12 protein-coding genes and 1 pseudogene are annotated in these 19270 nt (G+C 61.9%); 3 read left to right on the top strand and 10 right to left on the bottom strand.

Annotated elements, in window-relative coordinates:
• Positions 1–54 precede the first annotated feature (54 nt).
• From ACP7E3_RS26355 to glnE, 10 genes and pseudogenes are all read right to left on the bottom strand, one after another.
• Entirely contained in the window at positions 55–408 is a 354-nt protein-coding gene (locus ACP7E3_RS26355) for a YceK/YidQ family lipoprotein (protein ID WP_057003658.1), read from the bottom strand.
• Positions 409–749: 341 nt separating this feature from the next.
• The gene (locus ACP7E3_RS26350; RefSeq protein ID WP_046384930.1) at positions 750–1058 is read right to left on the bottom strand and encodes a hypothetical protein; all 309 of its coding nucleotides are present in this window, start codon (positions 1056–1058) and stop codon (positions 750–752) included.
• A gap of 399 nt (positions 1059–1457) precedes the next feature.
• Positions 1458–2909, bottom strand: a complete 1452-nt coding sequence (locus tag ACP7E3_RS26345; protein WP_046384931.1) for a lipopolysaccharide kinase InaA family protein — start codon at positions 2907–2909, stop codon at positions 1458–1460.
• Positions 2909–3660 (bottom strand): annotated as a pseudogene (locus ACP7E3_RS26340) (lipopolysaccharide kinase InaA family protein). Before ACP7E3_RS26340 ends, ACP7E3_RS26345 begins: the two are co-directional and overlap by 1 nt.
• A complete protein-coding gene (locus tag ACP7E3_RS26335; RefSeq protein WP_046384933.1) occupies positions 3657–4391 on the bottom strand; it encodes a lipopolysaccharide kinase InaA family protein in 735 nt (244 codons plus the stop codon). The pseudogene ACP7E3_RS26340 and the gene ACP7E3_RS26335 overlap by 4 nt, the downstream one beginning before the upstream one ends.
• Complete coding sequence (gene rfaP / locus ACP7E3_RS26330) at positions 4391–5197, bottom strand: lipopolysaccharide core heptose(I) kinase RfaP (protein ID WP_261753730.1); 807 nt, start codon at positions 5195–5197, stop codon at positions 4391–4393. Before rfaP ends, ACP7E3_RS26335 begins: the two co-directional genes overlap by 1 nt.
• Positions 5194–6318, bottom strand: a complete 1125-nt coding sequence (locus ACP7E3_RS26325; RefSeq protein WP_046384935.1) for a glycosyltransferase family 4 protein — start codon at positions 6316–6318, stop codon at positions 5194–5196. The genes rfaP and ACP7E3_RS26325 overlap by 4 nt, the downstream gene beginning before the upstream one ends.
• Positions 6318–7379, bottom strand: a complete 1062-nt coding sequence (gene waaC, locus ACP7E3_RS26320; protein WP_017849805.1) for a lipopolysaccharide heptosyltransferase I — start codon at positions 7377–7379, stop codon at positions 6318–6320. Before waaC ends, ACP7E3_RS26325 begins: the two co-directional genes overlap by 1 nt.
• 1 nt (position 7380) lies before the next feature.
• Complete coding sequence (gene waaF / locus ACP7E3_RS26315; RefSeq protein WP_201021750.1) at positions 7381–8415, bottom strand: lipopolysaccharide heptosyltransferase II; 1035 nt, start codon at positions 8413–8415, stop codon at positions 7381–7383.
• A 204-nt stretch (positions 8416–8619) separates the two neighbouring features.
• The gene (gene glnE / locus ACP7E3_RS26310) at positions 8620–11559 is read right to left on the bottom strand and encodes a bifunctional [glutamate--ammonia ligase]-adenylyl-L-tyrosine phosphorylase/[glutamate--ammonia-ligase] adenylyltransferase (protein ID WP_046384938.1); all 2940 of its coding nucleotides are present in this window, start codon (positions 11557–11559) and stop codon (positions 8620–8622) included.
• A gap of 383 nt (positions 11560–11942) precedes the next feature.
• On the opposite strand from glnE, the gene aceE reads away from it, so the two are divergent.
• The 3 genes from aceE to ACP7E3_RS26295 all read left to right on the top strand — a co-directional run bounded on the left by aceE (position 11943) and on the right by ACP7E3_RS26295 (position 19238).
• Complete coding sequence (gene aceE, locus ACP7E3_RS26305; protein ID WP_046384939.1) at positions 11943–14588, top strand: pyruvate dehydrogenase (acetyl-transferring), homodimeric type; 2646 nt, start codon at positions 11943–11945, stop codon at positions 14586–14588.
• Positions 14589–14599: 11 nt separating this feature from the next.
• Positions 14600–16240: a dihydrolipoyllysine-residue acetyltransferase gene (gene aceF / locus ACP7E3_RS26300; RefSeq protein ID WP_426124869.1), complete on the top strand. Its 1641-nt coding sequence runs from the start codon at positions 14600–14602 to the stop codon at positions 16238–16240.
• 304 nt (positions 16241–16544) lie between these two features.
• On the top strand, positions 16545–19238 hold the full coding sequence (locus ACP7E3_RS26295) for a putative bifunctional diguanylate cyclase/phosphodiesterase (RefSeq protein ID WP_046384941.1): 2694 nt from the start codon (positions 16545–16547) through the stop codon (positions 19236–19238).
• Positions 19239–19270: the final 32 nt, after the last annotated feature.

Here is a 19270-nt window from a genome sequence, read left to right as displayed (position 1 = left end):
GGGATTATAGCTCAAAAGCAGGAGGAAGCTGTTAGCGGCGAGCGTCGAGGAGGTTCAGCGGAAGATCTCGATGCTGCCGTCCTTGTTCTGACGGTAGATCGTGTAGGGCAGGACCAGGGTGTCCAGCACGCCAGAGCCGATGAACTCGATGGCGATGATCGGGAAGGCATTGTTCTCGTGGTCCGACAGGGCTCGGTCATTCAGGCTTTTTTCTGGGGCGGGCTCAGCATTGAGCGTACAAAACCCGTAGATCACCCCACTGTAGATGCGCGGGATATTTTCGCAGTAGCTGCGCGACTCCTTGAGGTTCTGGCTGGCGACAGCGTCCGGGCGAAAGACGGTGTTGATGGTCCCGCAACCGGAGATTGCCAGGAGAGCAGCAAGCAACACAGGGTACATACGGATCATGAACGACACCGTTCAGCATAGAGGGTCGACCACACTAACATCGCCAGCGAAGATAGCCTACACCGGCACACCGATACGTCATGTGAGAAAGTTCCGATAAGACAATACAGGATTAGTTGCTTCGCGCCGCGAACACACCGGAGCAAAGAGCACTGACGGGCAAATTAATACGCTTGGTTAACGTTCAAACCAACCCTTCCTTTAAACCGCACCTGCAACTATCAACATGATCAACGGCATAAAACCCATTACCCAAAAAACGCAATAACAACGAGACGACATGAATGCTGCGCATACCCATGCAGCAGCATTCTTTTCGACGTTACACGCCCACGGGCGCCTTAATAGTGCAGCGACCGCGGAGGCTCCGCACCATCAAAGTCAATTTGATGCCCCGCTCCAACGTTGATGCTTCCTAACCCCGGTTCACCATTACCCGGCTGCCCCCTGCCCGTACCTGGCTGATAGAAACCACCATTACCGTCGGATTGAATCTCATGATCAATCGGCTGATTTTGCGCACCCAAATACTCAGCATCTTCCCCGGCCGCCTGATCCAGCGGATTGTTTTGCCCCTTCTCATTAAAGTTATTATTTTCGTACCTCTGATAATCAGCAGCCACGTTTGAGTTAGCATTGATAGACGACATAAAAACCTCCTATAAATAATTGAACAACCTCATCGGCTGTAGAACAAATTTATAGAACGACAAAAGAATGCTCAACCCGCAACATGCGCCACACATGTATCCGTTTAAAACAAGAAGTACAATACAACCAAACAAATACCTTGCCCCAATAAATTGCTCTAGGACAAGTCTGATATAAGCCAGCACACTTCGCGCTATCCGCCGAATCCGTTTCAACTTCTAACTTACTTAAAGCCCGCAACCCGTATCAAGACAGCCTCGCAACCGGGCATTGTATAAAATGATACATAATTGCCAGATTCGAGCAGTTCGTGCAGGCCAACTGGCTGCTGGGGGACAGGCCCCTGCAAGCCCGCCCCCACACTTGACCGCGTCCTACCTGAAAAACCCGCTCGACCGTCAGCCGGCGCCGCCGACTTCCTTCGGCAAACGCTGATCGATGACCTGATACAGCGCACTGCCTTGCGGCCAATTACGCATGAAGCGTGCGCGATCCTTGGCAAACGCCGCGGCGAAGCTGGCGTCGGAGCGATGCTGGCGCATCGCATCCAGGTCGATCAAGGCCCAGCGGCCGTCGTGCCAGAACAGGTTATGGCCCTTGAAATCGCCATGGCTAATGCGCTCGCGTATCAGCTCGGCGAACAGGTGGTCCAGCGCCAGCAGTTCGTTTTCAGGCGCGTCGCCCTGCTCCACATACGGTGCGAAGCGCTCGATGATGTCCGGCCCCGGCAGGTATTCAGTGACCAGGTAAGCGCGGCTGCGCAGCCAGAAAAAGCGCTTTTCCAGCACGGCCAGCGGCTTGGGTGTGGCAATGCCGAGGAACGCCAGGCGATTGCCTTCGCGCCAGGAATGCCAGGCGCGGCTCGGGCGCCAGAAACGCTTGAGCCAATGGGCGAAGCCCTTGATGTTGTAGCGTTTGATCACCAGCGGCCGGCCGGCCACTTCGACCTTGGCCACGCTGGCCGCACCGCCGGTCTTGTACAAATGCCCCTGGTCGAGCAAGGCATCGGCCTGCTCCAGCACCGGCAGCATCGCGCGCTCCTCCTCGCGACGGATCGCCCGCAAGCCAAACGCGCCGCGCACCACGCTGAACAGTGTGCATTCGCGGCCGACCTTGTCGAGGAAGTCCTTCAGGCGCCAGGCGCTGACCTTGCGCACCTGCTTCTCCAGGGCTTCGAGCGGTAACGCATGCTCGCCGTTGCTCAGCAGGTAATACACCAGCAACTCTTCGGTAAACGGCGCGAGGTTTTTCGGCAACTGGGCGAAAAACACCCCGAGGTTTTCCAGCACCCGGTTGCGCGACAGCGGCTGGCCCGCCTGTTCCACGCAGATCCCGGCACCATCGATCAGGTACAGCTTGCCGCCCTGGCGCAGCAGGTTATCCAGGTGCAGGTCTTCCTGCCACAGGCCCTTGGCATGCATGCGGGCGATCGCGTCCAGCGCTTCGGCGAGCACAGCGGTCTGCTCATCGGCCAACGGCGGCAGGCCTTCGACCGCTTGCCAGGCATCGGCCAGGCTTTCGGCGCCGTCGATAAACTCAAACAGCAGCCAACCGCCCTCGCCTTCCTGCAAACCGTCGGCCAGCAGCAGCGGCGTGGTCAGGCCCTGTTCGGCCAGCAGGCGCACGCCGTTGAGCTCACGCTGAAAATGCCGCGCCGCCTTGCTGCCCACCAACAACTTGGCCAACACCGCGCGACCGCGCCAGACACCGGCGCCCACATAGCGCTGGCCCGGCAACACGCGCAACAGGCTGAGCAATTGCAATTGACCAGGGCCTGCGGCGTCCGCCAGTTCGATGGTCAGCGGCAGGCTTGGGCTGCGGCCGGCCTGCTTCAGCGCGGATAAACGCATTAACGGTGCTCCTTGTGGCTGCGGCGAGCGGTCAGGCGCTGCTGCCAGGTGGCGACCAGCGGGCTGTCTTCAGGTTGTTCCAGATACGCCGCCAGCAGGTGACGCGTTTGCGCATCCGACCACTGCGGCGCACGGCGCAACAGCGGCTCCAGGTCCTTGACCCGGTCACGCCAGCCAAACAGCAACGGACGGGTTTTCTCCAGGTCGATCAACTGCGCGGCATAACCGTCGCCGGTGGCCTGCAGGAAAATATGCTTGGGGTAAAAACACCCGTGGACCTGTCCCACACCGTGCAGGCGGCGCGCCAATTGGCCGCAGGCCAACAGGATCGCACGGTGCTGGGCGTCGCTCAGTTGCGGCCACTGTTCGAGCAACGAGTCCAGGTCATTCCAGCCGTCCAGGGCGCGGGTCAACAGCATCGCGCGGTGCTCGCCAGCGACTTTGCGCTCACCGTAGAACGCCGCCTGCAAGGCCGGGATACCCAACGCGCGATAACGGCTGATGTTACGAAACTCGCGGGAAAACTCGGCTCGCCAAACGGTCGGTGCAAGCTGCGCGTGAGGTAGTTGCTCTGGCGCTTGAGGTAGTAGCCGTGGCCGTCGAGCTCCAGGCGGAACACGCTGCTCCAGCCGCCATGGCTGGTGTTCGGCTCGTCCACCGCGTCCAGTTGCTTGGCCCACAGGGCATCGAAACTGGCCAGACCGTTGCGCTCCAGCAGAGCGCGGTCTTCGGCCGCCAGGAAATCACTCATTCGCGTCCCTCGAAAAACTTCACCACATGGCGAATTCGCTGTTTGTCCGACGCACTCAGGTGCGCGCGCTGGCGGTATTGCAGGTAGAAGCGCAGGCGCTGGGTGGCCGACAGGTGATACTTGGCCACCTTGTCCAGGCAGGCCAGGTCTTTGGTGATGCGGTATTTGAGCCAGAACCCGCGCCAGAAATCGCCGTTGGGGCAATCGATCAGGTACAGGGTGTGCTGGTCGTCGATCAGCAGGTTGCGCCACTTCAAGTCGTTATGGGTGAAGTGATGATCGTGCATGGTACGCGTGTATTCGGCGAGCTGGCGGCTGACCGCATCGACCCATTTGGGGTCTTTGAGGCGCACGTCGCTGCGCTCGGCCAGCACCGACAAGTCTTCGGTCTTGGGCAGCTCACGGGTGATCAGCGCGCCCCGGGCGTAGGCCAGGCCATTGCGCTCCAGGCCCCAGGCGACCACGTCGGCGGTGGGAATGCCCCACTTGGCGAAACGCTTGAGGTTCTGCCACTCGGACTTCACCCGCGGCTTGCCCAGGTAGCGGCGCAGGCCCTTGCCGGCACCGACGTAGCGCTTGACGTAATAATTGACCCCGCCGCGCGCCACCCGGATCACTTCCGACAGCGGGTCGCGGGTCAGCCGCTCGCCTTGCAGGGCGAACACCGCTTCAAGGCTTCCAAAATCATCCGCGAGGCCGGCGTATGCGGGTTCCAGGTTCCAACCCGCCATCAGAGCGCATCCCCGTAACGTTGTTTGCGCGCGTAGAGCTTGGCCGCCTTGCGCTCCAGCCACTGCAGCAGTGCGGCCTCTTCGGCGAGAATCTGGCGCAACGGCTGTTGGAAGTAGCCCTTGAGAAAACGCAGCTTGTCACGCTGGGTCAGGCCGATATCCAGCGCCGAAAAATACAGCGCCGCCAGGTCCTTGTTGCGCCAGCGCAGCGGGATCTTCGAGCGTACCTGCGCACGGTGCAGATCGATCACCGACAACTTGAAATCATCGGCCACCAGCGGCTTGTCCGTGTGCAGCAGGAAATGGCAGATATAGCAGTCGCGATGGTTGACCCCGGCGCGGTGCATCATGCCGGTCATGCGCGCCACTTCGGCGATCAGCGCATGCTTGATGACTGGCGATGGCGGTTGCTTGAGCCAGTCCATGCTCAGGTCTTCGAGGCTGACGGTGGGCGCCAGCTCTTCGGTGACGATAAACGAATGCTGGTCGGCCGGGTTGCTGCCCTTTTCGCCATAAGCCACGGCGGTCATGGTCGGCACGCCGACTTGCTGCAAGCGCTGGATCGCCCGCCATTCCTGGCCGGCGCCCAATACCGGCAACTTCGCGGTGATCAGGTTCTTGAGGATTTCGGCCCAGCCGATACCACGGTGAATCTTCACGAAATAACCGCGGCCCTCGACCTCTGTACGCAAGGTACGACGGGCATCGAGTTCGCGGTACACCAGGCCGTCCAGCTTCTCGACTTCGGCGAACGCATCGCGTCCGGCCCAAAGGGTCTTGAACGGTTCGGCAAGCATCAACTTCATCGGTTCGGCTCCGCCAGGATCAGGTCCGCAGCGTACTGCGGCATGCTATAGAGGTCGGCCGTCTCGGCGAAGGCCAGACCATTGCGACTCATGGTCGCGCGCGCTTGTGGATCGTCGAGCATATCGACCAGGTATTGATTGAGTTGAGCCTGTTCGAACGGCTCGTCCAACACCCGGCCATTGCCGGCCTTGTCGATATAGAAGGCATAACCGCAGACCTTGCTCACCAGCACCGGCAGGCCGGCGACAACCGCCTCGATCAGCACCATGCCGGCCGCTTCGTTGTAGGCCGGGTGGATCAACAGGTCGGCCCCCAGCAGAAAGCGCGGAATATCGCTGCGCCCCTTGAAGAAATGCACTTGCTCGCCCAGGCCCAGTGCGGCGCTCTGTAATTGGAATACTTTGGGGTCGTCCTGGCCGATTACAAACAGCCGGGTACGTTTCTTCAGCGCCGACGGCAATGCGGCCACAGCCTTGAGGCTGCGGTCGACGCCCTTGGTCTTGAAGCCGGAACCGATCTGCACCAACAGCAAATCGTCCTCGGCCAGGCCGAACTCATCGCGAAACTGTGCGCGGATCTGCGCGGCATTCGGCGGCGCGCGCCGGTCACGGGCGATGCCCGGCGGCAGCAAATGAAAGCGCTGCGCCTGGGTGCCGTAGTAACGCGTGAACAATTCCTGCTGATGGGCCGAGAGCACCATGATCTGGGTCTTGGCGCTCTGTTCGAAAACGGCGCGCTCGTACTCGGCAAAGTGTTTGTAGCGGCCGAACCAGCGGTACATCGGGTTGCGCAGGGTTTGTGCCTTGTCTTCAAACACGCCATCGGCGGCGAAGTACAGGTCCAGCCCGGGCATTTTATTGAACCCGACCACGCGGTCCACCGGGCGCTTGGCCAGGTCGGCCTGAATCCAGGCGTAGAGTTTTTCGTTGCGGCGATGGTTGAACAGCGCCTTGACCGGCGCCACCAGCACTTCGAAACCGGGCGGTACATCGCCTTCCCAGATCAGGGTGTAGACACGGATCTGATGACCGCGCTGCTGGCACTCCAGGGCGATACGCATGAAGTCGCGCTGCAAGCCACCGAACGGAAAATACTTGTACAGAACAAACGCCAGTTGCATCAGTGCATCTCCTCGGCCAGTAACAACGTGCTCAGCCGGCTCGCCACACGCTCAGGGTTCAGCCGCGTGAAGCACAGGGGCGATTCGCGCTTGATGTCGAACCGACGCAGATCGTCGGCCGTGGGTTGATAGGTACACTGTTTCAGCAGGCAGGGCGCACACGGGAAGTCGCTGGCCAGGTGAATCTGGCTCTTGCCGTAGGCGCCGGTCAGGCCGGGGTTGGTGGGGCCGAACAGCGAAATGGTCGGCACGTCCAGGGCTGCAGCCAGGTGCCCGAGGCCGGTGTCCACCGCAACGCAGGCGCGGGCGCCGGCGAGCACGCGGGCGACGCCGGCCAGGTTCAGTTTGGGCAGCACCTCGGCGTTGTCCAGGCCCAGGGCCAGGCGTTCGGCGCGGGCCTTTTCGGCGGCATTGCCCCATGGCAACTTCACGTCCACGCCCAGGCGGCCCATGCGCTCGGCCAGCTCGCGCCAGTAGGCTTCGGGCCAGTGCTTGGTGTCCCAGGTGGTGCCGTGCAGCAACAACACAAACGGCTTTTTCGGCGGCAGGCCGAGCAGCTTGTCGACGCTCAGGCCGTAGTCGCCCAGGGCCTTGGGCAAGTCATAGCCGAGGGCCACGGCGAACAGCTGGCGCAGGCGCTCCACCGCGTGCTGCCCGCGGGCCACGGCCAGGCGCCGCGAATAAAAGCGCGCCGCGATCGGTTCACGCGCCGAGTTTTTGTCAAACCCGGCCACCGGGGCGCGCACGTAGCGGGTCAGCCAGGCGCTTTTGAGCAGGCCCTGGGCGTCGATCACCAGGTCGTATTTGGTTGACTGGATACGCTGCTTGAAGCGCCGCCATTCGCCACTTTTGAAGGTTTGCCAGAGGTTCTTGCGCCAGCGGCGAATCGCCACCGGGATCACCTTGTCCACCGCCGGGTGCCAGGTGGGGATCTCGGCAAAGCCTTCTTCCACCACCCAGTCGAATCGAATGCCCGGGATCGCCCGCGCCGCATCGGTCAGTGCCGGCAACGCATGAATCACGTCGCCCAGGGATGAGGTCTTGATTACCAGTACCCGCAACTCAGTGAACCTCGACCACAGTGCCCTGCAACCGCTGCAAGGCTTCGTTGACCGGTTGCGGCAATAACTGGCGCAGGCAGTTGTAGTGGCCGAAACGGCAGGTGCGGTCAAAACACGGGCTGCATTCCAGGCCCAGGCGCACCACTTCGACCTTGTCGGCCAACGGCGGGGTAAACCCTGGGGAGGTCGAGCCGTACACCGCGACCAGCGGGCGGTTCAGCGCCGCCGCGACGTGCATCAGCCCGGAGTCGTTGGACACCACCGCATCCGCGCAGGACAGCAAGTCGATGGCCTCGGCCAGCGAGGTGTCGCCACTGAGGTTCACCGCTTCTTCGCGCAGGCCGGGGATCAGGCGCTGGCGGATGTCTTCACCCACCGCATGATCGTTCTTCGAGCCGAACAGCCACACCTGCCAGCCTTCGCGGATCTTCGTCTCCGCGACTTTGGCGTAATGCTCCGACGGCCAGCGCTTGGACTCGCCAAACTCGGCACCGGGGCACAGCGCGAGCACCGGACGGTCGAGGGCCAGGCTGAACTTGGCCAGGGCCGCGTCGCGGGTGATCGGGTCGATCTGCAGGCTCGGGCGCGGATACGGCGTCGGCAACTCGGCACCCGGCGCGTAGGCCAGGGCCATGAAGCGTTCGATCATCAGCGGGTAGCGCGCCTTGTCGAGCTTGCGCACGTCGGTGAGCAGACCGTAGCGAAACTCGCCACGCCAGCCGGTGCGCTTGGGAATGCCGGCGAAAAACGGCACCAGCGCCGATTTCATCGAGTTGGGCAGCAAGATCGCCTGGTCGTACTGCCCGGCCAGGGATTTGCCGATGCGACGGCGGGTCGCCAGTTCGAGGGCGCCATGGCCGAGCGGGAAGCTCAAGGCCTGGCGCACTTGCGGCATGCGCTCAAGGATCGGCCGGCTCCACTCAGGGGCGAGCACGTCGATTTGGCAGTCGGGATGACGTTGTTTGAGGCACTGGAACAGTGTCTGCGCCATCACCATGTCACCGACCCAGCTGGGCCCAACGATCAGAATATTCATGTAGTTTCCACAAACGATGCGGGGAGGCTTACGCCTCCCCGCCTCGATGATTACTGTAGATCGCACTTTGTGTGGCAGCGGGCTCGCTCGCGATAGCATCACCGCGGTCCGCTAGACAGACCGCAGCGCCTGCATCACGAGCAAGCCTGCTCCCACATGAAGCCGGTTTCCACATTAGATTGGCGTCGCTCATTTAATCGAGTGTCAGCTTAACCCCAGCGCCTGCCAGATTCGCATCACCTGGCGCCGTTCGTCGGCGAACTGATCCCCGGCCACCGTACCGGCTTCGTTCTGCAAAGCCTGGCGGTGCGCCGCGGAACGGTAGGCCTTATATACCTCGCGCAGTAAATGGGCATCGGCGGCGGGCATCAGCCCGACCTGCTCCAGGCCCTCCAGAATGCGGATATTGTCGGTGTAGCGCAGCAACGATGGATGTTGCGCAGACCATGCCAAAGCGGCGTATTGCACCATAAATTCAATATCGACGATACCTCCGGCGTCCTGCTTGAGGTCGAACGCCACCGTCGGTTCGAAGGCATTCGCGCCGGTACCGGCCGCCGTGGCCCGGGTCCCGAGGTTATCGCGCATCTTGGCGCGCATCTCGCTGACCTCCTGGCGCAGCTTCGTCAGGTCGCGTTCACGGCCCAACACCTTGGCCCGCACCTGCTCGAAGGCGCGGCCCACGTCCTGGCTGCCCACCAACACCCGCGCGCGGATCAGGGCCTGATGTTCCCAGGTCCAGGCTTCGTTTTCCTGATAGCGCGCGAAGGCGCCGAGGGAACTCACCAGCAAACCGGATGCGCCCGACGGCCGCAGGCGCATGTCCACTTCATACAATTGCCCCGAGTTGGTCTGGGTGGTCAGCAAGTGGATGATCCGCTGGCCCAGGCGCGTGAAAAACTGCGCGCCGTCGATCGGCTTGGCGCCATCGGTTTCGGCCTGCGGGTCGCCGTCATGGATAAACACCAGGTCCAGGTCCGAACCATGCCCCAATTCGATGCCGCCGACTTTCCCATAACCGACAATGATGAATCCAGGATCGCACACGCTGCCATCCAACCGCTGCGGCGCGCCGTGGCGGGCGACGGTCTGGCGCCAGGCCAGGGCCAGCACTTGTTCGAGGATGGCTTCGGCGAGCCAGGTCAGGTAATCACTGACTTTCATCAGCGGCAGGCTGCCGGCGATTTCCGAGGCGGCCACGCGCAAGCGGTGAGCCAGCTTGAAGTGCCGCAGCGCTTCCATCTGCTGCTCAAGGTCGTCTTCGGGGATACGCGTAAGGCGTTCGCGCAGTTCGGCGGCGAGTTCCGGCGCCAACGGCGGCTTGAACAAGCGGCCTTCGTTGAGCAATTCGTCAAGCAGCAGCGGGAAGCGGGTGATCTGTTCGGCGATCCACGGGCTGGCGGCGCACAAGGTCAACAGGCGCCGCAGGGCGTCGGGGTTTTCCGTGAGCAACACTAGGTAGGCGGACCGCCGGGCGACGGCTTCCACCAGCGGCAAGACGCGCTCCAGCACCAGGTCCGGGTTGGCGTGCTCGACGGCCTGCGCCAGCAGACGCGGGATAAACGCATCCAGGCGCTCGCGACCGAGGCGCTGCATGGCGCGCAATTGCGGGCTGCCGCGCAGGCCGGCCAAGGCTTTGAGCGCTTTGGGCGCGTCAGTGAAGCCACCTTCGGCCAGTTGGCGGCAGGCGGCGTCTTCGTCCTGGGACTCTTCCCACAGTGGCAACCATTCCCCACCGACGACCAATTCGCTTTCTTCGCCGTCTTCTTCATCCGGATCGGCGATCACCTGGCGGAAGTGCCAGTCTACCCGCCCACGCCAGTACATCAGGCGCTCATGGAACGCGGCCCAATCGGCGAAGCCGAGCATAAAGGCAATGCGCGCCTGGTCTTCGGGGCTGTCCGGCAGCATCTGGGTCTGGCGGTCGGCAATCGCCTGGATCGCATGCTCGGTGTAACGCAGGAATTCGTAGCCATCGCGCAACTCGGCGATCACCGCCGGCGGCAGGTAGCCCTGGCCTTCCAGGGTGCCCAGCACCTTGAGCAACGGCCGTTGCTGCAGGCTGAGGTCGCGCCCGCCATGGATCAACTGGAACGCCTGGGCAATAAATTCCACTTCGCGGATGCCGCCCGAACCGAGCTTGATGTTGTCGGCCATGCCCTTGCGCCGCACTTCCTGCTGGATCAACTGCTTCATGGTGCGCAGCGCTTCGATGGCGGAGAAGTCCAAATAGCGGCGGTAGACGAACGGTCGCAGCATGTCGAGCAGTTGCGCACCGGCCACCTGATCGCCGGCTACCACGCGTGCCTTGATCATGGCGTAGCGCTCCCAGTCGCGGCCCTGGTCCTGGTAATACTGTTCCAACGCATTGAAGCTGAGCACCAGCGCGCCCGCCGAACCGTAAGGCCGCAGGCGCATGTCGACACGGAAGACAAAACCGTCGACGGTCATCGGGTCGAGGGCCTTGATCAGTTTTTGCCCCAGGCGAATGAAGAACTCCTGGTTATCCAGGGCGCGCTTCACCCCCACCGTCTCGCCGCCTTCGGGGTAGGCGAAGATCAAGTCGATGTCGGATGACAGGTTCAGCTCCACCGCGCCGAGCTTGCCCATGCCGAGGATCACCATCTGCTGCGGCTCACCGCTGCGGCGCCCGGTCGGCGTGCCGAACTGCGCGCAATGGCGCTGGTACAGCCACTGGTAGGCCTGGTCGATGCTGGCGTCGGCCATGTCGGAGAGGTCGCGACAGGTTTGCACCAGATCCGCCTGGCGGGTCAGGTCGCGCCAGATGATGCGGACTTGCTGGCGGGTACGCTGGCGGCGCAGCACGCGGCCCAACTCATCTTCTGTTTCAGCCTGTTGCACGGCACCGGCGATCTGCCCGCACAGCTCGCCCGGCGCAAAGCCACGGTCCAACTCGCCCCAGGCGACCAGTTCGAGCAACATCAACGGGTCACGAACACTCTGTTCAATCACGAAATCACTGGCCGCGCACACCCGCGCGAAATCGGCCCAGCGTTGCGGCGTCCATTCAGAAAGGCCATGATCGTCGTCCAGCGCGGCCACTGCGTCACGGAATGACTGTTCGGCCCGAATGGCGAACGGCAAGAGAACGGCCGGCAGCTCGGCCAGCGTTGGAAGGCTCATGGTCTATCCTTGAACGGCGCGTAAAGGCCTTGTTGTGGTGAACGCAGGAGGCAGGCGCGATGAATGACTGTCGAACAAAAGTTAGAAATAGCTGAAAATTCATAAATTTTGGCAGGTAACATTAAATTTCTACCTTTTCTTCTTCGCAAAAGATCAACAATAACGATTATGCTCACCTAACGGACCGAGCAATCCGCTCAGTCTTGTGTAGTTTTACTACTCGTATATACATTCGAAAGGCTGAAATGGCCGACGATTTGTAGTAAAACTACAGGACGCCGGAGCAACCTCCGGCCATCCAAGAATTTATGTCGTCTGCCCACAAGGCCAGTCGCAAACTTCAGGCAACCGATTCTGGTAGCCTTTCCGCCCTGGAGCAAGCCATGCAAGACCTCGATCCCGTCGAAACCCAGGAATGGCTGGACGCCCTGGAATCGGTTCTCGACAAAGAAGGCGAAGACCGTGCTCACTATCTGATGACCCGTATGGGCGAACTCGCGACCCGCAGCGGCTCGCAACTGCCCTACGCCATCACCACGCCATATCGCAATACCATCCCTGTTACCCACGAAGCACGCATGCCTGGCGACCTGTTCATGGAACGCCGCATTCGCTCGCTGGTACGTTGGAACGCCATGGCGATGGTAATGCGTACGAACTTGAAAGATTCTGACCTGGGCGGTCACATCTCCAGCTTCGCTTCCAGCGCAACGCTCTATGACATCGGCTTCAACTACTTCTTCCAGGCCCCGACCGACGAACACGGCGGCGACCTGATCTACTTCCAGGGCCACACCTCGCCAGGCGTCTACGCCCGTGCGTTCATGGAAGGTCGCATCAGCGAAGAACAGATGAACAACTTCCGCCAGGAAGTCGACGGCCAGGGCCTGTCGTCCTACCCGCACCCTTGGCTGATGCCTGATTTCTGGCAGTTCCCGACCGTTTCCATGGGGCTGGGCCCGATCCAGGCGATCTACCAGGCGCGCTTCATGAAGTACATGGAAGCCCGTGGTTTCATCCCCGAAGGCAAGCAGAAAGTCTGGTGCTTCCTGGGCGACGGCGAGTGCGACGAGCCGGAATCCCTGGGTGCCATCTCCCTGGCCGGCCGCGAGAAGCTGGACAACCTGATCTTCGTCATCAACTGCAACCTGCAGCGCCTCGACGGCCCGGTTCGCGGCAACGGCAAGATCATCCAGGAACTCGAAGGCGTGTTCCGCGGTGCTCAGTGGAACGTGACCAAAGTCATCTGGGGCCGTTTCTGGGACCCACTGCTGGCCAAGGACGTCGACGGTATCCTGCAACGTCGCATGGACGAAGTCATCGACGGCGAGTACCAGAACTACAAGGCCAAAGACGGCGCGTTCGTGCGTGAACACTTCTTCAACACGCCTGAACTCAAGGCGATGGTTGCCGACCTGTCCGACGACGAGATCTGGAAACTCAACCGTGGCGGCCACGACCCGTACAAGGTCTACGCGGCGTACCACGAAGCGGTCAACCACAAAGAACAACCGACCGTCATCCTGGCCAAGACCATCAAGGGTTATGGCACCGGTGCCGGCGAAGCGAAGAACACTGCGCACAACACCAAGAAAGTCGATGTCGGCAGCCTGAAGCTGTTCCGCGACCGCTTCGACATCCCGGTCAAGGACGAAGAGCTGGAAAACCTGCCGTTCTTCAAGCCAGAGCCGAACAGCGCCGAAGCCCGCTACCTGAGCGAGCGTCGTGCCGCACTGGGCGGTTTCGTGCCACAGCGCCGTGCCAAGAGCGTCAACATCCCAACACCGGCGCTGGATACCCTCAAGGCCATCCTCGACGGCTCGGGCGACCGTGAAATCTCCACCACCATGGCCTTCGTGCGGATCCTCGCGCAGCTGGTCAAGGATAAGGAAGTCGGTTCGCGCATCGTGCCGATCATCCCGGACGAAGCCCGTACCTTCGGCATGGAAGGCATGTTCCGTCAGTTGGGCATCTACTCCTCCGTCGGCCAGCTCTACGAGCCAGTCGATAAAGACCAGGTGATGTTCTACAAGGAAGACAAGAAGGGCCAGATCCTCGAAGAAGGCATCAACGAAGCGGGCGCCATGAGCTCCTTCATCGCTGCCGGTACGTCGTACTCCTGCCACAACCAGCCGATGCTGCCGTTCTACATCTTCTACTCGATGTTCGGCTTCCAGCGTATCGGCGACCTGGCCTGGGCAGCAGGCGACAGCCGTACCCGTGGTTTCCTGATCGGCGGCACCGCCGGCCGCACCACGCTGAACGGCGAAGGCCTGCAACACGAAGACGGTCACAGCCACATCCTGGCGGCCACCATTCCGAACTGCCGCACCTTTGATCCAACCTACGGCTATGAGCTGGCGGTGATCATCCAGGACGGCATGAAGAAGATGACCCAGGAGCAGCAGGACGTTTTCTACTACATCACCGTGATGAACGAGTCCTACCAGCAACCTGCCATGCCGGCCGGTGTCGAGGAAGGCATCATCAAGGGCATGTACCTGCTCGAAGAAGACACCAAGGAAGCAGCGCATCACGTGCAACTGATGGGCTCCGGCACCATCCTGCGCGAAGTGCGTGAAGCGGCGAAGATCCTGCGTGACGAATTCAACGTCGGCGCCGACGTGTGGAGCGTGACCAGCTTCAACGAACTGCGTCGCGACGGCCTGGCCGTAGAACGCAACAACCGCCTGCACCCAGGTCAGAAGCCTGAGCTGAGCTACGTCGAAGAATGCCTGACTGGCCGTAAAGGTCCGGTGATCGCATCCACCGACTACATGAAACTGTTTGCTGAACAAATTCGCCAGTGGGTCCCGTCCAAGGAATTCAAAGTCCTGGGCACCGACGGTTTCGGCCGCAGTGACAGCCGCAAGAAGCTGCGTCACTTCTTCGAAGTCGACCGTCACTTTGTGGTGTTGGCAGCCCTGGAAGCCTTGGCTGACCGCGGTGAGATCGAACCCAAGGTGGTGGCTGACGCCATCGTCAAGTTCGGGATCAACCCGGAAAAACGCAACCCACTGGACTGCTGAGGAGACTTTTTGTGAGCGAACTCATTCGCGTACCTGACATCGGCAGCGGTGAAGGTGAAGTAATCGAGCTGTTTGTGAAGGTCGGCGACACCGTCGAAGCCGACCAGAGCATCCTGACCCTGGAATCGGACAAGGCGAGCATGGAAATCCCTGCTCCCAAGGCCGGCGTGGTCAAGAGCCTGAAAGTGAAGCTGGGCGATCGCCTGAAAGAAGGCGACGAACTGCTGGAGCTGGAAATCGAGGGCGCCGCCGCTGCGGCCCCTGCTCCAGCTGCCGCGGCAGCACCGGCGCCAGCGCCGGCTGAAAAACCTGCTGCTGCCGAGGCCCCTGCGGCCCCGGCTGCCGCACCGGCCGCAGCCACCATCCAGGACATTCATGTCCCGGACATCGGCTCGTCGGGCAAGGCCAAGATCATCGAACTGCTGGTCAAGGTCGGCGACACCGTCGAAGCCGACCAGTCGCTGATCACCCTGGAGTCCGACAAGGCTTCCATGGAAATCCCTTCGCCGGCTGCCGGCGTGGTGGAAAGCATCGCGGTCAAGCTGGAAGACGAAGTCGGCACTGGCGACTTCATCCTCAAGCTGAAAGTCCAAGGCGCTGCGTCGGCTGCTGCCCCGGCACCGGCCGCTGCGCCGGCTGCCAAGGCTGAAGCCGCACCGGCCGCCGCAGCTCCAGCGCCTGCCGCAAACGCCGAGGCCGCACCGGCCCCGGCGGCGGCACCGGCACGAAGCGGTGCCAAGGTTCACGCCGGCCCTGCCGTGCGCCAACTGGCCCGCGAGTTCGGCGTCGAGCTGAACGCCGTCACGGCCACCGGCCCGCACGGTCGCGTGCTCAAGGAAGACGTGCAGGTTTACGTCAAATCCATGATGCAGAAAGCCAAGGAAGCCCCGGCTGCCGGCAATGCTACCGGTGGTGCTGGCATTCCGCCGATCCCGGTCGTGGACTTCAGCCGCTTCGGCGAAACCGAAGAAGTGCAGATGACCCGCCTGATGCAAATCGGCGCGTCGAGCCTGCACCGCAGCTGGCTGAACATCCCGCACGTGACCCAGTTCGACCAGGCCGACATCACCGACCTGGAAGCTTTCCGCGTTGCGCAGAAAGCCGTGGCCGAGAAGGCCGGCGTGAAACTGACCGTGCTGCCACTGTTGCTCAAGGCCTGCGCGCACCTGCTCAAGGAGATGCCGGACTTCAACAGTTCGCTGGCGCCAAGCGGCAAGGCGATCATTCGCAAGAAGTACGTTCACATCGGCTTTGCCGTCGACACCCCGGATGGCCTGCTGGTACCGGTCATCAAGAACGTCGACCAGAAGAGCCTGCTGCAACTGGCTGCCGAAGCCGCTGCGCTGGCTGCCAAGGCCCGCGACAAGAAGCTCACCGCGGACGACATGCAGGGCGCATGCTTCACCATCTCCAGCCTCGGCCACATTGGCGGCACTGGCTTCACGCCAATCGTCAATGCGCCGGAAGTGGCGATCCTGGGCGTTTCCAAGGCGACCATCCAGCCGGTATGGGACGGTAAAGCCTTCCAGCCGAAGCTGATGCTGCCACTGTCGCTGTCCTACGATCACCGCGTGATCAACGGCGCCGCGGCGGCACGCTTCACCCAGCGCCTGAGCCAACTGCTGAACGACATCCGCACCATCTTGCTGTAAGCCGCGACGGGCCTCCCTTGCACGAGGGAGGCCCGATTGCATCGATTTCCGAGCGCCACGCTCGTACCTCAACCCCGCCACTTGGCGGGGCTTTTTTTGCGCGTTTCTTGGACAGTAAAAACAGGGTTGTACACCACCTATCACCCCGATTGCAGAAATCGACCGCGTAGCCGATATAACCCTTATAGCACTTAGCCTTCATCCTCTCTTGTCAGCCTGGGCTGCATGATGCAACCTTGCTGCAGGCAACAGTAAAGAGGGCGTGAGCCCGGCGCCGAGTGCGTTTTTTCAAGTGAGCTTCCCCATGAAAAGCCAACCCGATGTCGCCCGGACGGCGGCCGAGGTAGTGACGCAATTACCGGTGCCTTCGCGCCTCGGTATGCTGCGTTTCGAGCGGCTGAATGAGGCAAGCTGGGCCCTGCTCTACCTAGACCCCAATTGCGAGCGCCAATTCGGCCTGCCGGCGGTTGAACTGTGCGCGCTGATCGGCTCGCCCTACGCCAGCCTGATGGAGCCACAGGCGCGCTATCAACTGCACGATGCCATCCAGCAGCAACTGGCCGAGAGCCCTCATTACCTGGTGCGCTACACCCTGCACACCAACGACGGCCCTCTAAGCCTGCTGGAACTGGGCGAAGCCTACAAACAACACAATCGCCACCTGCTGCGGGGCTACCTGATGGTGGTCGACGGCCTGTTCAGCGAGATCCCGTCGACAGCGCCGACAGCAGACCTGGAAAGCCAGAACAGCCGCCTGCAGATCGCCCTGGAACTCAACCAGCGCGCGCAACAGGAACAGTTGCTGCACCTGGAACGGGTACGCGCCCAGCAAGAGCTGATCCTGCTGCTCGCACGCCAGCGCTACACCACGAATAATTCGCTGCAGGAAGCCGCCGAGCTGATCACCCGCAGCGCCTGCGATATCTACCAGATCGATTGCGCCAGCATCTGGAACCTCGAAGGCCAGCGCCTGGTGCCGATTTCGGCGTACCAGCGCGCCGATCAGCGCCACCACTTGCCTGAGCCAATTGACGCCAGTGGCTTTCCGGACTATCTCGAAGCCCTGCAGACCAGCCGGGCGATCGATGCTACCAATGTCATGCGCGACCCACGCACCCGCGAAATGGCCGAATCGCTGCAGGCCAACGACGTGTATGCAATGCTCGACGCGAGCATCCGTGTCGATGGCCAGGTCGTGGGTGTGCTGTGCCTGGAACAAAGCGGCTGCACACGCGTCTGGCAGTCCGACGAGATCGCCTTTGCCGGCGAGCTGGCGGATCAGTTCGCGCAAGTGATCAACAATCACAACCGTCGTACCGCCACCAGCGCCCTGCACCTGTTTCAGCGCGCGGTGGAACAAAGCGCCAACGCCTTCCTGCTGGTCAATTGCGATGGCGTGGTGGAGTACGTCAACCCCAGTTTTACCGCGATCACCCAGTACAGTACCGAAGAGGTCCACGGCCATCGCCTGGCGCAATTGCCCGCGCTGGAAAACCTCAGCGAATTGCTGTTCGACGCGCCGTCGAGCCTGGCCAAGAGCAACAGCTGGCAGGGCGAGTTCAAGAGCCGACGCAAGAACCTGGAACCCTATTGGGGCCAGCTGTCGATCTCCAAGGTCTATGGCGACAATCGCGAGCTGACCCACTACATCGGCATCTACGAAGACATCACCCAGACCAAGCTGGCCCAGCAGCGCATCGAGCGCCTGGCCTATACCGACAACCTGACCAACCTGGGCAACCGTCCGGCGTTTATCCGCAACCTCGACGAACGCTTTGCCCGCGACAGCGACAGCCCGATCTGTCTGTTGCTGGTGGACATCGACAACTTCAAGCGGATCAACGACAGCCTCGGCCACCAGACCGGCGACAAGCTGCTGATCAGCCTGGCCCGGCGCCTGCGCAACAGCCTCAGCGCCGGTGGCAGCCTGGCGCGCTTTGCCAGTAACGAATTTGCGGTATTGCTCGACGACACCGACCTGGAGAGCGGCCAGCTCGTTGCCAGCCAACTGCTGGCGACCCTCGACAAGCCGATGTTCGTCGACAACCAATTGATCAGCGTCACCGGCTCCGTGGGCCTGGCCTGCGCGCCGCTGCATGGCCGCGACCCGCAAACCCTGATGCGCAACGCCGGCTTGGCCCTGCACAAGGCCAAAGCCAACGGCAAACACCAGGTACAAGTGTTTACCGAAGCGTTGAACGCCGAGGCCAGCTACAAACTGTTCGTGGAAAACAACCTGCGCCGCGCCCTGACCCAGAACGAGCTGGACGTGTTCTACCAGCCCAAGCTGTGCCTGCGCAGTGGCCGCTTGTTGGGCATGGAGGCGCTGCTGCGCTGGAACCACCCGGAAAAGGGCATGATCCGCCCCGACCAGTTCATCAGCGTGGCCGAAGAAACCGGCCTGATCATCCCCATCGGCAAATGGATCGCCCGCCAGGCCTGCCGCATGAGCAAGCAACTGAGCGCCGCCGGCCTGGGCAACCTGCAGGTGGCGATCAACCTGTCGCCCAAACAGTTCTCCGACCCGGACCTGGTGGCCTCGATTGCCTCGATCCTCAAGGAAGAAGAACTGCCGGCCAACCTGCTCGAACTTGAGTTGACCGAAGGCCTGCTGCTGGAGGCCACCGAGGACACCCGTCTGCAACTGGACCAGTTGAAAAGCCTGGGCCTGACCCTGGCCATGGACGACTTCGGCACCGGTTACTCGTCGCTGAGCTACTTGAAAAAATTCCCGATCGACATCATCAAGATCGATCGCAGCTTTATCCACGAAATCCCGGACAACCAGGACGACATGGAAATCACCTCAGCCGTGATCGCCATGGCCCACAACCTCAAGCTCAAGGTCGTGGCCGAAGGCATCGAGACCGCCGAGCAGTTGGCGTTCCTGCGTCGGCACCGTTGCGACGTCGGCCAGGGCTATCTGTTCGACCGGCCCATCCCCGGTTCAGAGCTGCTCGAGAAGCTTAAACGCTACCCTCGCGGGCCAATCGCCTGACAGCGCTGTAACACTCGGGCACACTGGCTGTC

Source organism: Pseudomonas sp. PSPC2-3 (assembly GCF_049898265.1).
GTDB classification, from domain to species: domain Bacteria; phylum Pseudomonadota; class Gammaproteobacteria; order Pseudomonadales; family Pseudomonadaceae; genus Aquipseudomonas; species Aquipseudomonas veronii.
Note: the sequence above shows the minus strand (reverse complement) of the source record. Positions and strands in the feature narration are given on the sequence as shown.